The organism is Flavitalea flava (genome assembly GCF_054461575.1).
The window spans coordinates 128875-143883 of record NZ_JBTLQH010000003.1; the positions used below are offsets into that span (position 1 = coordinate 128875).

Annotated in this window: 12 protein-coding genes; 2 read left to right on the plus strand and 10 right to left on the minus strand. The window is 44.6% G+C overall.

Annotated features, from left to right (window positions below; genetic code table 11):
• Window positions 1–15: 15 nt before the first annotated feature.
• The 6 genes from ACX0G9_RS05125 to ACX0G9_RS05150 form a co-directional block, all read right to left on the minus strand.
• Window positions 16–3375, minus strand: coding sequence for a SusC/RagA family TonB-linked outer membrane protein (locus tag ACX0G9_RS05125; protein WP_459063784.1), 3360 nt, complete (start codon window positions 3373–3375; stop codon window positions 16–18).
• Between the two features lie 276 nt (window positions 3376–3651).
• Window positions 3652–4278: a hypothetical protein gene (locus tag ACX0G9_RS05130; RefSeq protein ID WP_459063785.1), complete on the minus strand. Its 627-nt coding sequence runs from the start codon at window positions 4276–4278 to the stop codon at window positions 3652–3654.
• A 290-nt stretch (window positions 4279–4568) separates the two neighbouring features.
• Window positions 4569–5183, minus strand: coding sequence for a Pr6Pr family membrane protein (locus ACX0G9_RS05135; RefSeq protein ID WP_459063786.1), 615 nt, complete (start codon window positions 5181–5183; stop codon window positions 4569–4571).
• 36 nt (window positions 5184–5219) lie between these two features.
• The gene (locus ACX0G9_RS05140) at window positions 5220–5642 is read right to left on the minus strand and encodes a hypothetical protein (protein WP_459063787.1); all 423 of its coding nucleotides are present in this window, start codon (window positions 5640–5642) and stop codon (window positions 5220–5222) included.
• A 241-nt stretch (window positions 5643–5883) separates the two neighbouring features.
• The gene (locus ACX0G9_RS05145; protein ID WP_459063788.1) at window positions 5884–6678 is read right to left on the minus strand and encodes an SDR family NAD(P)-dependent oxidoreductase; all 795 of its coding nucleotides are present in this window, start codon (window positions 6676–6678) and stop codon (window positions 5884–5886) included.
• Between the two features lie 85 nt (window positions 6679–6763).
• Window positions 6764–7093: a hypothetical protein gene (locus ACX0G9_RS05150; protein WP_459063789.1), complete on the minus strand. Its 330-nt coding sequence runs from the start codon at window positions 7091–7093 to the stop codon at window positions 6764–6766.
• Window positions 7094–7221: 128 nt separating this feature from the next.
• On the opposite strand from ACX0G9_RS05150, the gene ACX0G9_RS05155 reads away from it, so the two are divergent.
• Window positions 7222–7638: a winged helix-turn-helix transcriptional regulator gene (locus ACX0G9_RS05155; protein ID WP_459063790.1), complete on the plus strand. Its 417-nt coding sequence runs from the start codon at window positions 7222–7224 to the stop codon at window positions 7636–7638.
• A 20-nt stretch (window positions 7639–7658) separates the two neighbouring features.
• On the opposite strand, the gene ACX0G9_RS05160 is transcribed toward ACX0G9_RS05155, so the two are convergent.
• On the minus strand, window positions 7659–8528 hold the full coding sequence (locus tag ACX0G9_RS05160; protein ID WP_459063791.1) for an NmrA family NAD(P)-binding protein: 870 nt from the start codon (window positions 8526–8528) through the stop codon (window positions 7659–7661).
• 115 nt (window positions 8529–8643) lie between these two features.
• Between ACX0G9_RS05160 and ACX0G9_RS05165 the strand changes: the two genes are divergently transcribed.
• Complete coding sequence (locus tag ACX0G9_RS05165; RefSeq protein WP_459063792.1) at window positions 8644–9612, plus strand: helix-turn-helix transcriptional regulator; 969 nt, start codon at window positions 8644–8646, stop codon at window positions 9610–9612.
• 73 nt (window positions 9613–9685) lie between these two features.
• Here the strand turns inward: ACX0G9_RS05165 and ACX0G9_RS05170 are convergent, their stop codons facing one another.
• From ACX0G9_RS05170 to ACX0G9_RS05180, 3 genes are read right to left on the minus strand one after another with little or no spacing between them, the layout of a single operon-like run.
• Window positions 9686–10117: a hypothetical protein gene (locus ACX0G9_RS05170; protein ID WP_459063793.1), complete on the minus strand. Its 432-nt coding sequence runs from the start codon at window positions 10115–10117 to the stop codon at window positions 9686–9688.
• Between the two features lie 19 nt (window positions 10118–10136).
• Window positions 10137–10649 (minus strand): hypothetical protein, encoded by a 513-nt coding sequence (locus ACX0G9_RS05175; RefSeq protein ID WP_459063794.1) that lies wholly within the window; start codon window positions 10647–10649, stop codon window positions 10137–10139.
• Between the two features lie 2 nt (window positions 10650–10651).
• The gene (locus tag ACX0G9_RS05180) at window positions 10652–15007 is read right to left on the minus strand and encodes a DUF6443 domain-containing protein (protein ID WP_459063795.1); all 4356 of its coding nucleotides are present in this window, start codon (window positions 15005–15007) and stop codon (window positions 10652–10654) included.
• Between the last annotated feature and the right edge of the window lie 2 nt (window positions 15008–15009).

Here is a 15009-nt window from a genome sequence, read left to right on the forward strand (position 1 = left end):
GAAGATATTTTCAGATTAAAGCCCGAGTTTTAAGGAAAAAGTAACCTGTTTGTTCACCGGCAAGGCCACTCCTCCGGTTCCAAAGAATTCCGGGTCCTGGCCATGAAGCCGGCTGTCGGAATAAATCAGCCAAAGGTTATTCCCTGTCATGGACACTGAACCGCTTTTTATGCCGGCCTTGTTCAGGAGAGCTGACGGCAGTTGATAGGAGAAGGTCGCTGCCTTCAGCCGGACAAACCCCCCGTCCGCCACCCGGTCTTCTGAATAGTTGTAATTATTGTAAGGATAGGCGGATTGCTGCTGTAATGAATACCCTGCTTGCGTGAACATGGCTATGGAAGGGATATTGGTCAGTTTTTCATCACCGGGCAATTCAAACCTTCGGTTGAACTCGTTCGGAAGGGCTAACAGATCCGAGTAACCGGAACTATAGACAGGCCGGAGTCTTACCTTATTACCGGCCTGATAGGTGATCAGCAGGTTCACCGAAAAGTTCCGGTAACGGACAGAATTGGACCATCCGCCGGTAATCGTCGGGTCCGAAGGGCCCTCATATTTCAGATAGGAGGTATTGAGGCTTTGCAGGTTCACTTGCGGGCTTACCCTGCCGCTATCGTTGATGAACAGGGGGAAACCGTAAGTGGGATCGAGGCCTTTATTAACGAGAGAGAACAGGCCCCGGACGGGGAATCCCTGCTGCGGACCGCCGCCTTCGCCTATTAGCTGAAACAGATTGGGACTGCTCTTCAAATTGGTAATTTTCGTGGTATTCCATCCGACATTCAAGGTGCTGGTAACACTCCAGTTTCTGCTGACTACGATCTTTCCCGTCAGCGATAGATCCAGCCCCTGGGATTTCATGTCGGCATAATTGGCGTATTGATAAACCTCCCCGCCGATCCCGGCTGTTCGCACCAGGCCTATCAGATCAAAACTTTTCCGATGATACCAGTCTACCGAAAGACCCAATCGTTCATTCAGCAGACCGACATCCACACCCACATTCAGCTCATATTTCTTTTCCCAGGTCAGATCCTTGTTTTGCAGGTCCTGAATATTGATGGCCGTTTGCTGGTCCTGCTGATATTGTCTGTTGGTAATCTGTGACCGGAGGATAGTGGTACTATTGATGGCGTTCCCGATGCTGGCATTCAGCCCATAACTGGATTTCAGCATAAGATGGCTTAGTGTCGGTTTGGTCCCCTCCATAAAGGATTCCTCGTCCACATTCCATATGCCGGCAGCCGTCCAGGTTGGCAGCCAGCGTGCCTGGGAGGAATTGCCCAATCTGTTCGAGCCGTCCGTCCTTACCGTACCCATGACCGTGTATTTGTTGTTGTAGGTATATTGGCCGTTGGCAAAAAAGGCTGCGGTGCGGTCATACTCATTATTCATGCCATAATAAATGTCATTGGTCTCTACCAACTTTTTGAAAAAAAGATAATTGACAAAGGGAGTACCGCCCGTGTTGTATTGATACCCGACCCCCACATTATTGGCCGTTTGCCGGTCTACCGACCTGTATTCCTGACCAATTAGGGCGCTTACCACATGTTTCCTGTCGTCGAAACTTTGGTTATAACTTAACACGTTGCGGAAAGTATAATTGGATAAGGTTCTGTCCGTTCGCTTGTAGAAACCGCCGTAGGGTAATACAGACACCGCCTGATTGAAGGGAAGGGTAGGATCCTGGTAAAGGAAAGGGTTGTTCTGATTGATGATACTGTTATATCCGGGTTGATTGGGGTCTCCTATACGGTAAGCGTTGGCTTCATTGGAATTGTCCAGCACATCGTGTTCTTCGGTGGTCTTGGCATAACGGATAGCCCCGATAAAGTCGTAAGAAAGGTGGGGGGTCAGTTTATACGATAGCCTTCCCTGTAACTTTCCATCGAGCACGTTCAGTTTCGTGTAATTATTTTTTAATTCATAAAGGATATTAAATGGCGCATAATTCTGCGTGGCGAAATTATAGGACCCGTCGTCATTGTAGGCGGGAAGGGTCCGGGAGATATTCAGGGCATAACTGAAGGGATTGATATCGAAATCCCGGGAATAGGCCCCAACCAGCGGATTTGAATTCCTGTTCTCCGTTCCGGCTGCCTGTTGTTGCCGCAAATTGCCGCTGACCAGGAAACCAAAGGACAAACGGTTGTTAAGCGTATAATCCTGGCGGAAATTCAGGGTGTAACTTTTCACCTTGTCTGCGACCGTCCAACCCGGATCGGTGAAGAAGCTGGTGGAGAAATAGGACTGAGCCTTTTCACTGCCGGATGTCAGACTTAAAGTATGCTGCTGGGTCACCGAGTTCTTGAACAGCAGGTTGAACCAATCGGTATTGACATTGGCATACTTCATCAGCCAGGCCTGCCTGCCGGCAGCCGTATTGGCAATGGCAAAGTTGCCGTTGGCGTCAGGGTATTGCAACAGTTTGGCCAGTTCGCCATAAATCCCTGTGCTGGCGGCATTCACCAACTGAGGATAGTGTATGGCGCCTTTCCGCTCGAGTTCGGCATTTACGGACATCTGGTCTGCCGAATTCATAATGTCATACGAAGAATAGGATGGTCTTATCTGGTACCCGAAATTCCCGGTATAGGCGATAGTGGGAGTGCCCGTCTTTCCTTTTTTGGTGGTAATAACAATTACCCCGTTCATGGCCCTTGCCCCATAAAGCGCGGCGGCGGAGGCATCCTTCAAAATATCGAAAGTCTCGATATCGTTAATGTTCAGACCGGCAACCGAGGATCCCAGCAAGGTACTGGCATCGCCGCTCGTCAATTGCTCATTCGAAACGTTGACGATATCTTCCAGTACGACTCCATCGACCACCCACAGGGGCTTATTTTCTCCGTTAATGGAGGTGGCCCCGCGGATTCGCACTTTTGGGGCTGTTCCGAAGGTACCCGATACATTTTGTATGGAAACACCGGCAGCCCGGCCTTCCAGCATCCTGCTGATATCGGTAACTCCGTCGATCTTAATGCTGTCAGCCTTCACCGTCACTGCCGAACCGGTGAACTTTTTGCGGTCTATTCGTTGAAACCCTGTCACTACAACGTCTTCCAGGGCGGCTATCTTTCTTTTTAAGCGGGCCGTCAGTTCTGTTTTGCCATTTACAGGCAGTTCGGTCCCTTCGATATTAACGCCGGAGAAGATGAGGACAGAACCGGCCGGCAAATTATTAACGGTCAGATCCCCGGTTGCATTGGTGACATATTTTCGCTGGGTTCCTTTCACCTGGACGGTAATGCCAGCCAGCGGCTGTCCGTTCTCATCGGATACATGTACCGTTACGTTCTGACCCGTTGACTGGCCGGCAACCTGCAGACAGAACGCCAACAACAGCAATACGGTTAATTTGGCCAATTTCATAAGCTTACAGTAGTTTTGAATTAAGCTGACAGCAGTTTAAATTTTTGAATGCGCACTAACCGGGTTCCACCCATTAATGAACGTTTAGGACGCGGCAGGGGTTGCCGTTTCAGTAAAGGTTGATCGGGTGTTCTGTTAGAAATCCTCTTAGAAAACGAAAAATAAATGCGCCGGATATGCAGTAAGGGGGATAAAACTATAACCTAAATAAGCTAAAACCTATAAAGAAGAGACGACCTCCTGTTGGAGGCGCCTCTTCCTTGACGGACAATAACTTTATGGCAGATTATAATATTTTTTCACCTCGGCATAATTCTTAAAGTCGATGGGGGGCAGGCCGCGTCCGCCGGAACCACTTCCGTTGTGCGAAGTACTGCTGGTAGAGGCATTACTGATCAGGATACGCACGATTCTCAAAGCATCATAGACCTCGCCTGGCCCTGCAGTCCTGCCAACGAAAAACACCGCTGAATCCGCTGGTGTAGTCAGATCCTCATACCCATACGAAAAGCTGTAGGTACTGGCATCGCTCTCGCCGGATCCTGGAACGGCATACCATACTCCGCCCTTGTACAGATAGGTGAACCATGCGCTTATATCTGCTGTGTCGTTAAGAACTTTAATAAGAAGACCAATCCCATTATTCGGAGCGACTCCGGTCAGATCCACACCGGTAAAATTATTGTTGTTATCCACCGGTGCATATACGTATTGCATGACATTGGCGTTGCCGGACTGTCCGGTCGGTCCTTGTGCGCCGGCGGCACCTGCGGGGCCTGTTGGGCCTCCTGCACCTGCGGGACCTGCTGGTCCTGCCGGGCCGGTATCGCCTTTTTTACAGGAGAGGAAACTTACTATCGCAATAGTAGTGCAAACAGCCAAAAGTCGGGAAAAGCTTTTCATCGTCATTCTCATTTAAGCAGTGAAAAAATAAGTTGAATCAATAAATTTAATATGGTGATATTGATTATAGGTCAGCACTAATGATTTTTAGATGGATATTGGAGAAAATAACCCGGAACTTATTCTTCATTGAAAATAAGGAAATATTTTTACATAACGCCTTGTTCGGGCAATTTCCATTTAATTGATTCAGATAGTACGTATTTTAATAATTCATTGATAAACAAATTGTTAAACAGTATTAAACAAAAAAACCCGCATGCCGGGCGGGTTTTAAAATATTGGTAGGTTCACTCCTTTTTCCCCCTCCATCTCCCAAAGGCAATAAACAATAAGGAGATTGCTACAAAAACAATGGCGATCCCTACGGAATTGATCAGTGCTTTACCCCATCCGATCACATCAACATCCAGGAAGGGGTAGGGATACCATCCGGAGAAATACCCCCGGATAAAAATGTAAAAGGTATAGACCAGTGGATAGATCAGCCAGGGCCAAAAGTCATTCCATGTCAGCGTTTTTTTTGTCACAAAAATGATCCAATAGAACAGGAACAGCAGCGGTATGACCAAATGCAGCAATTCATCGACAAGACGCTGCAATCCCTGCGGTTGCCAGATGTAACGCAGGATCAGGTTATATATAATACCTACGACGACGATATAAACGGTAATGGCAGTCAGCGTGGTTGGTTTTGAAAAATGATCGCCCCATTTGGATCGGGGAGCAAGCAGAAGGGTGGTAGAACAAAATGCCACCAGGATATTCGTCGTTATGGTGAAATAACTGAAATACCGGATAACAATTTCCAAGGGAGGAGTGCCCCCATGTGAAAAAGTTAGTTGAAATTGGGCAGCAAGAGCAAACCATCCCAGGATGGTCAAAATGGCTAAATAAAATTTCACGATCTTCCTTTTGCCCAAGATAAGGGAATCTTAAGGCTAATCTGCCAGTCTGATCATACATTTTACATCTTTATCGCTGATATACCATTCCACACAATAACCCTGTGGATCTATTTCCGGGGATTCAATCATTTGTTGAAAAGTTTGACCGATACTGGATATATCCTTCATATAGTCATGGATGACCGTACTCATATATTTTCCTTTTTTCAGGATCATGGTCTGACAACCTAATTTTTCCCCTTCACCGGGTACGGTTTCTTCTGTGGCCGCCCGGTAAACGATAGTCCCGTTTTCAGGACGCGAAATTCCAAAATATTTCCGCTCCTTTGAAAAAGGAACCAGGGCATGAAGACTTTGATGTGCTTCCAAAGCTCCGTCAGGAAAAGACTTCGCAGTCTTGTAAAAAACTTTTATGTCCTTGTCAAAAGTGGTGGTTTCCGTAATGATAGTTTCCATAAAAAAATAGTTTAGAATAATTTGCCTGTTCAAAAGTAAACAACGGATTCTGAACAGGGCGGGGCACAATATGACAAATAAGGGGGTGGATTGCGACTTTTATTCGGTAGGGTTCATGGCTTTTCCTCAAAAGAAAATACCCGGCTGTAACCGTAGTATACGATCCCAATCCGGGTATTTCTTATATCCCTGAAACAATTGACCGGTCTAATCCACTGACCCGTATAATCTACTTACCTGTTTAGTCCACGATCGATCCGCAGGATAGGTTGATAACGGTTCCGGTGATAGCGCTTGCCCGGTCCGAAGCGATAAAGACAGCTGTCTCCGCGAATTCATCCAGGGTGGGAAGACGTCCCAGCAGGGTCATACTTTCCATCAGCGTTTGAAATTCTTTATGAGAGGGCATACCTGCGCCTTTTGCATGGAGTCCGAAGACCTCGGTAATCGTTTCCGTTTCCGGCATTCCGTCCGCCCGGAGACAGACGACACGGATACCTTGAGGACCTAATTCGGTAGCGAAGGTCCGTGTAAGGGCTTCGATGGCCGCCCAGGCAGGTGCCATTCCGCCAACCAGAGGAGCTTTCGCTTTTGCCGGCGTTGCGGTAAGTGTTAAAATAACCCCGGATTTATGGCTGATCATATGTTGGGCAGCCAATTTAGCGGTGATAAAATGAGACCTGGAATAAATAGTAACGGGGAGCGTGAAACTATCGGCCGGTAATTCCAACAGGGGAATGCCCTGGATGCCGGTTTGCGGAAGACCTATAGCATTAAAGGAAATATCGATCTTTCCTGCTTTTTTGACGAGGAGCTTAAAATTAGCGTTTACTGCCTGTTCGTCGGTAGCATCGACCACATAAGATTCCGCTGTTCCGCCCGAGGCATTGATCTTCACGGCCAGGGTTTCAAGGCCTGAAGCACGATGTCCGGTTAAAAAGACCTTGGCGCCTTCCCTGGCGAAGGCAATGGCAACGGCGCTGCCAATAGCTCCGCCTGCGCCATAAATAACGGCGTTTTTGTTTTGTAAAAGCATGGTACCTGTTTTTTAAAATGGTTAATGATTTTTAAATTTGGTGTTAAATTTTCTGTTTCAGTTTTCTGGTTTAACCTTTTGAGATTTAGCGCCCTTGTAAATTTTCTACCGGATGACCGGTTTGGTAGGACCCGATCTCCATTACCTGGTTAACTACCGGAAGCTCGTCACAACGGTCTTTGATGTTTTCCAGAAAAGCCGAAAAGGCGGAGAGCCCGGGCAGAGGACTTTTGCCGCTGGCCGTATCCGTCAGAGCAATGTGTATAAAGGTCACCCCGTCCTCCAGTTTATAGGTCGAATAACTGAACCCCGGTGGGTTGACCTGATGAAGTTGTTGATAGACATCCCTGACGAGCGTTTCATTTTCCGCTACCCGATGCGGTTTGATCTTGTACTGCACGATCACTTTTTCCATTTTTGCATAATTAAATGATGAATAATAGGCGAAAGCCTGTATCTTTGAGTAGTTGCAAAAAGCAACTGGTTGTAAATGTAGGGAAATGATTGTAAAAAACAACTGGTTGCAAAATAAAACTATAAAAAATGGAAAATCATCGCTCTCTTTGCCCTATGAACTTAACCCTCGAAATATTCGGCGATAAGTGGAGTTTGCTCATCATCCGGGATATGTTATTTGAAGGAAAAAGGCATTTCCGGGAGTTGCTGCAGTCGGAGGAAGGGATAGCGTCTAATATCCTGACGGACCGGTTGAACATGCTGGAACGCAAGGGGGTGATCTCGAAACGTTCCGACCCCGAACATAAACAGAAATTTATATATAGCCTCACTGAAAAAGGCATCGATCTGTTGCCCTTAATGGCCGAGATCGGAACCTGGAGCTTAAAGCATGAGCCGGTCGATAAGGTCAAGCACAAACATGCCGAAGTCTTTGTAAAAGGAGGGAAGGAAATGCAAAAAGCAATACGCAAACAATTAATGAAGGATCATCTTTCTTCTTAAGAAAAATCTCAAAAAAATTCTCATTTGAATGATTCTACATAGTCGTATGCAAAATCTTCTATAGACCTGGCCGGTTTTTTCAGGATATCCCGGACATCGCTGCTCACCAAACCGGCTTTACCCAAGCGTTGTAATTCTGTATATGCCAGGAAAGTGTGAATAAGACCGGGCGGCATTCCTTTTTTCTCCATACGTAGTTGTGCTTCCTGTGGGGAGATCGGAACAAAGGTTACCCTTTCACCGATAGCCGCGCTAAGCACGTCAGCAACCTGAAGGTAATTCACCGCTTCATCACCGGTGAGCTGATAGGTATGAAAGGAATGATCGGAAGGATGGGTGAGTACCCTGAACGCAACTTCTGCAATATCGCGCAGGTCGATATAAGGTCTTTTACCATCGCCGGTGGCTTCATAAATTTTTCGTTCCGTCTTAACCGTTTGTGCCAGATCACCCAGCCAGTTTTGCATAAAACCATTGGGGCGAAGGATAGCTGAAGGGATATCCGATCCTTTCAGGTTTTCCTCGATCTCTCCATGAACCCTGGCAATATATAAAGGGGAGTTTTTATCCGCCATACCCGAAGATAATTTTACGATAAATTCCACCCCGGCAGTTTTGGCGGCTTCGATGACATTGGTCTGTTCCCTTACAATCTGATCGCTCATCCCCGAAGCCAGAAAAACAGCCCTGGCATCTTTCAGCGGGGCCTGAAGACTCTCCTTATCGCCCATATCTGCCTCTATCCAATCGATATTGGGCATACGAATTGCCTTATTAAGATCCCTGGTGATGGCTATGGTGGGTATCCCTTCCTCTGATAACAAACGGAGCAAAACCTTGCCTATCCTGCCTGTAGCACCGAATACGGTGGTGTACTTTTTTCTTTCCATTATATGTTTTAATTTAGATAGGGCAAATTTAGGCCGGATGGGAGCAGACGGGCAACGGCAAAAGAAGGAAGATCAACGCGAAAAGAACTTTTTGTAAAAGCGCAACAGCAAGACAATGGAGGAAAATGAAAAAAAGCAGGGGAGGGCATCCGGTCTTCAGGAACAGACGAGGACCTTACGGGATGATTCCGGATACCGGATGCAGATCGATGAGATATCTTTTGACCAGATCGATCTGAAGTGGGGGAGTTATATTAACCCCCGGGAAAAACTAATAGCACTCCATCCGGGAAAAGAAACGATTGTTTCCCATTTTCGAATGGTAGACTCTCCGGCAGCTTATCCGACAGGCTACCGGGCAGGTTCTTTGTCAGCCAATCAGAAAAAATGGCTGACCATTGCAGAAAAACAATTCGTCGTATACCGCGAATCTTCCGGGCCCTATGACTTTTCGGTCGCCCCGACCGGAGAAAAACCCCGTTCCTTTTTTGAATTGGCCCTGACGGATTCCTTTTTCACCCAATTGTTTACCGAAGAAAGCGAATTCCTGGTGCGTTTCCGGGATCAATCGGTCTGCAGAAGTCCATCACCTGACTTTACGGGACAGATGGTGCCGGCTATGAACGGCATCATCAGGGAAATGCGGAATAATCCCTATGACGGTCATTTGAAGGGCGTATACCTGGAAGCCAAGGCAATTGAATTATTCTTGTTGCAGGTAAGGCAGTTGGATCAGGATAAAAAGACTAAACGGTCAACACTGAAACAGGGGGATATCGATCGTTTGCAGGCTGTCCGGGAATATATGGATCTGCATTACGATGAATCCTTTTCCATTACCGGTCTCGCCCGGATGGCCGGGATCAATCAACTAAAACTCAAGAACGGCTTTAAGGATTTGTTCCATCATACCGTATTTGGTTACCTGGGAGAAGTCCGCATGCAGGAGGCGAAAAGATTGTTGCTGGACGAAAAAATGGATATTCATGAAGTCGCCGAAAGGATGGGGTATAAATATCCCCATCATTTTACAGCTGCTTTTAAAAAGAAATTCGGCGTGGTCCCCAGAGACCTGAAAAGTTAATTATCAACTGCATGGCCCAGGATTAGACTCCGACATAAAATTCGCTACATAATTTTTTGTATTGGCTTTATATTTATTTTTTTATATATAGCCCTTTCATATTTGTTGAATAGACCGGCATGTTTTTTAGGCCATCTTCAATTTTCCAGATCACCGTGGTTTTAATTACCAATACAAGGTCTTTAATAGGTCTTCCGGAAAGGTGTTTCGCCGGGTTATCAAATTCAAATTTGTACTTCTCGCCAATAACTATTTTTTCGTAGAGATGTTTCTTTTCCGGGTCTTTTAAATCAGTAATAATATTCAAGGTATCTGCGTTTGTTGGGTCAACCGCCTGGATAACGTAGCCATCATTGTATCCCCGTATATCGTGTACTTTTAAGATGCGTGTTTCCGTTTGGCTGAAAGAAAAAAAACAGGATGACATTAAAACGGAAAAAATTACTATTGATTTCATTGGTTTTATTTCGGGAATATAAAAATTTAAATCAACATAGTCGCTCAATCTGAAAAGGAAGTAAGTTTTATAAAAAAAAGATAAATTTTTTCCTTTTTCTAGGTATTACGGTTACCATACCAGGGGTTGTTAACTCTATTCCATATATTCTTTTCTTTAGTAAATATTTTTTTCTGCTTTGCTTATTCGAATAGTTGTAAACTTTTAAAATATAATACAAATGGTTAATCATATCATTAGGTATTTCATATTCATAATCATGTGTGATATCTTTTGGACGCATTTCATAAAACTGGAATTTTAAATAAATATTATTTTTATACCCAGGATTAAAAAATTTATTGTACCCCATAGTGGTCATTTCCAAAAAACCGACCTGATAGTGGAAGGGTATTTTTTCTACTTCTTTCCCTGTACTATCTTTAATTAGAAAGACTCCATTTAAAATGTAAGAAGGAGTTGGGACTTCGTTGTCAATTAGGACTACGAAATTTAGACGTTTATCCATTTCTTGGGCAAATCCCTTATTCCCCGATAGAGTGATAAATAGAATGAAAATATATTTCCTTAAATGGTTCATGATTAATTTTTAATAATTTTCTTTAATGCATCTATAGTTACATCAAAAGGCTTAATAGTTCCATTCCCGTAGAAAACAGCACCTTGTTCTGGTTTTATAACTGAATGTTGTCCCAAAGGGTCTGTACTAATAGTTGGACTACCAAGATTTCCCACAATAATATTGTTGCTATAAATTCTAAAGTTTAAAAAGTCGGCAGGACCTGCTAGTTCAGCATTTCCTGTTTTTATGTCTCCATTTGCCTGAAGTTTGATTGCCGTCATATGAGAATGAATCAATGTATTACCGGTCCCTGGCGGCACTTTTATAGCTGAGGTTATAACCGTTTGCCCATCAATTTGTTGTTCTTCAGCACTGCCTGTTGCTCCTCTATTTACCACTCCCTCACTCGTTACCGTGGATGTTTCTTCTTTATCTCCTCCATTATTCACCGTCCTGTCGAACACATCCAAGGCTTCGGTAAGAACCCCTTTCGTAGTTTCAATTCCGGAAGAAATGGTGGAGGAAAGGGTAAACGTATGGTTTTTATCATTTTTCTTAATTTGAGCAATTTCCTTGTTATCTGTGACTATACGTAATTTGCCATTATCGCCTTTTTCATCATACCCAATCCTGCGCCCATGATTATCATATAATATATCTTCCGGGCCCATCCCATCCGGATCGATAAAGCGCATAGGATTATTGTAGACGAAATTATAGGGAGACCATTTCCTGGATTGTTCCGCCAAGGGATCGATCCTATCCCAACGCCCAATCTGTACATCATACATCCTGGCGCCAAAGTCATACCAATCCAATCCTGCACCATTGGAAAATTCCTGATGCTGTAGCTCCTTGCGAGTATACTTATATTTATTTTCCGGCTTTCCAGCTGCCTGCGCGCTTATGCCTGCCATCGTCAGTCCGAACGGGTAGTAGTGAGTCTCTTCAACGATAGGTCCCCGAAGGTGGGTCAGTTGCAAGTTATCGAAAAAAACATTAATGTTTGGTGTTTCATTGCTTACATACACGAATAACCATCCGCTTTTGGTCATGGTCTGCCCGGTAACCGTATGCGTGGTTAAGGTCGTATCACTACCTACCTGTTGAAACCCGCTGTTATTATTACCAGCGCCAGCCACCATATGAAATTGCTCATCGAATAAAATCCAATTTAGAAAGGCTTTAGGCTTGGTAGCCGTATAGGTCTCTGAATTCAGGAAATTGGTGATCCCCGGATCGAGTACACCGGTTTGCTTCAGCGGATTTATCCCAAAATGCCCAATGTCTGTCCCTGCAATTCCTGTCGCCAGCCCGGCGATCAAAGAGGTCAACGCAGAATTTGGCGTTCCTGGCGAAATACCATTCTGACGGTACCAGCTATTTGCGCGAATATTTACCTGATCCCCAGCCATGACCTTAATCACTATATTGGAACCTATTTTATAGCCGCTCCCGGATAATTGCTGAATAAAGTTATTGGGACTGGTGTACGTATCGTTTGGGTAACCCGGCACGGTCGTCTTATTGATTCTCCCACTATCCAGGCCGCTATAATACAATCTTTCTGTACCAATCGAGGAATCTTCCAGGCTGGCATCCGGATAGGAATCTGTATAACTGGTAGGGTTCGTATTTAAATTTTCCGTTAACACCATTCGGGTGTTTCCGAGATGATCATGCAAATAATAATCATATATGGGTATAAGGAGGGTATCGGTAACATTTTTATTAACTGAAAAACGAACCCGCCCTTCTTCATGGCTGGCAAACTGTATAATTTCGTTTTCATATACCGTATTTCCAAGATAAAGCGATTTTTTTAAGGTAGGAAGGGTAGTCGTACTATCTACCGTTAATTTCTGAAGCTTGTTCCCTGCTGCATCGTAGGTATAGGTAATTTTTCCTTTTCCCGATATATTGATTACTGATGGCAGGTTTAGGTAATTATAGCTAATACTGCTCATCTTCTTGTTATTATCCAAATTTAAATTACCGTTTGCATCGTAACTATAATCGTCTCCTGTATTGGTCCCATCGGTAAAATCTCCCAGTCGGTTCGTAGTATCGTTAGCGCCATCGGTAACACGAGTCAGCTTATTACTCCCTGTCTGGTACACATAAGAAAGACTATCAATAGTCGGTGAACTTTTTACTTTCCAGCCCTTTTCGAGAAGATTCATAATATTCCCATTGAGGTCATAGCTAACGCCATTGACGCTGTAATCAATCCCGGCTGATTTATCGAAAATGGCAGATCCCCCGGTTCCGGAAACATATTGATTAAAATTGGCCAATGTCAGGCGATTGGCCGGATCATAAGAAAAGTCATATTTTCTATTGATTTGATCGCCTTCGCCTTTCCAAAGCATCGAGCTGAGGTTTCCGTTGTACTGGGGAGTTACGGTCCCCAGGCTTGGGTTCTTGTCATAACTCACTTCTTCACCAAAGAATTGATCATTATTGACCGATGCATCGACATAAGCCTTATTGATAGACAATAACCAACCCCGAATATTAAAGGCAAAAGCCTGATTGCCTAGTGGAGTACCTGCCGGAGAACCTGGTTTATTGCCCAACCCCTTTTGAATTAACTGACCCACACCATCGTATTGATATTGCACCGTTGTTTCGTTGCCAGTCGCCCATGTTGCCCCATTGTATTTGTTTAAATAGGAAAGTTGTATTTTGACCATCCGGCTTAAGGAATCATAGCTAAACTTTTTTGTCTCCAAAATATCGGTTGCATTGGTGGTTGTTTTATAGGTATGACAAACAATTACGACCGGTTGACCGGTAAAACTAAATTGCGTGGTAGCAACATCTGTTTTGCCGGTAATATTTGTTTTTTGGATTTGTATAATCCGGTTATGGTCATCATAATAATTGGTGGAATATAGATAGGTATTTCCATAGCTGCTTCCTTCCAATACAGTTAATCGGGTTCCAGTTACCATTCCCGTAGAATTACTGGTCTGAGTCAAAGGCTGGGCATACGGAAAAATGGTATTACTAACAGGAAATCTAAATCCATCATCCACCGTACTTCTGGTTGAGGGCAGTGGATTTCCATAGGTGGCAAGCCAGGAGTAGTCATCGAAGAAACTTCGGGTCAGCTCCGAATAGTTGTATCCGGAAAGAGTAGGATAGGCTGTACTGCCGGCTGCCAGGTTTCTATGATAATTAGGGTTGTTGTAATTGGTGGGGTCGGTGATAACTCCAGTGGCAACTAACCTGTTTAAGGTATCATACTGTACGTACTGATATTGATGATTCACCAGTAAATTGCCGTCTTGGGAAAGGACCAGCCTGTCTTTATTATCATATACCATATTGATAGGCGCCGCACCTGGTATCTTTTTAATAATTATTCGCTGTCTTCCATCGACCTCATACCGGAAACAACCTTCACTTAACATGGTCGAAGAAAGTACCCAGGATGCTCCCGGCAATTGCGCCACGGTGGCAGGTTGAATGACACATCGCAGGTTATTGACTGTATCATAAATATAGTAGGTATTGAGCCATCCGTTATATCCGCTTCCCGAGCCATTGTCTGATGTGGCCGTTAATTGAACTTTTTTTAAGATAACCTTATTCTCCCGGTCTTTAAATTCGACGACTTGTTTACCATTTTCATCGGTGATCACATTCTTAAACAATTCCCCTGCTGAATAGCTTCCAATCGTTGCATACGAACCAAAACTGCCCAAAGCACCATTGGTCACCATCCAAATCTTTACAGAATCCGTTATCGTATTGACCCAATAGTTGTAAGTAATTCCCTTGCCAGCCCCGGATACCCAGTTGTTTCCAGGAGCATAGATGCGTAATGGCCGGTTTAAGGGAGAGGATTCGAACTCCGTTTTCCCATAATAAAAGGTCTCACCTTGTCCAATTACAGGACTTAAGAAATTACCATCACTGTAAAAAAAACCTTGTTCCTCGAATGGGTTTTGTTTGAAACCTCCGTCTGAAACCGAGCTATTCCCTCCTGTGCCATTAGCCGCAAAAGGCAGGAATATGCGCTGTTGCCGTCCGATATTATCATAGGATACTGTCGTAACCAGGTCGGCTGAATAGTTCATAGCTCCATTACTGGTGGGATAAGATCCCAGCATGGCAACTGTTTCCAGGAGGTTGCCTAATCCATCAAAATATTGAGTGGTTAGCCTTGTCTTACTTAAAGGAGATGTCGTCGTAAAATCGGTGGTTACCGTATCCGGCTGAACTGCCGTCCAGCTTCTGATATAATTATTAGTGGAGCTGCTATAAACTGCAGGAGTGACCACCAAACCGTCCTGCGCATGGGTTATTCCTGTGAATAGCAGGCAACAGAAGGTAGATAACAGAAAGCCAGTAGTTAATCGTATCATAA

Excerpts from the sequence above, each read along its gene's own strand:
- ACX0G9_RS05125 (WP_459063784.1), bottom strand. The coding sequence starts at position 3,375 with ATGAAATTGGCCAAATTAACCGTATTGCTGTTGTTGGCGTTCTGTCTG.
- ACX0G9_RS05130 (WP_459063785.1), bottom strand. The coding sequence starts at position 4,278 with ATGAAAAGCTTTTCCCGACTTTTGGCTGTTTGCACTACTATTGCGATA.
- ACX0G9_RS05140 (WP_459063787.1), bottom strand. The coding sequence starts at position 5,642 with ATGGAAACTATCATTACGGAAACCACCACTTTTGACAAGGACATAAAA.
- ACX0G9_RS05145 (WP_459063788.1), bottom strand. The coding sequence starts at position 6,678 with ATGCTTTTACAAAACAAAAACGCCGTTATTTATGGCGCAGGCGGAGCT.
- ACX0G9_RS05150 (WP_459063789.1), bottom strand. The coding sequence starts at position 7,093 with ATGGAAAAAGTGATCGTGCAGTACAAGATCAAACCGCATCGGGTAGCG.
- ACX0G9_RS05155 (WP_459063790.1), top strand. The coding sequence starts at position 7,222 with ATGGAAAATCATCGCTCTCTTTGCCCTATGAACTTAACCCTCGAAATA.
- ACX0G9_RS05160 (WP_459063791.1), bottom strand. The coding sequence starts at position 8,528 with ATGGAAAGAAAAAAGTACACCACCGTATTCGGTGCTACAGGCAGGATA.
- ACX0G9_RS05165 (WP_459063792.1), top strand. The coding sequence starts at position 8,644 with ATGGAGGAAAATGAAAAAAAGCAGGGGAGGGCATCCGGTCTTCAGGAA.
- ACX0G9_RS05175 (WP_459063794.1), bottom strand. The coding sequence starts at position 10,649 with ATGAACCATTTAAGGAAATATATTTTCATTCTATTTATCACTCTATCG.
- ACX0G9_RS05180 (WP_459063795.1), bottom strand. The coding sequence starts at position 15,007 with ATGATACGATTAACTACTGGCTTTCTGTTATCTACCTTCTGTTGCCTG.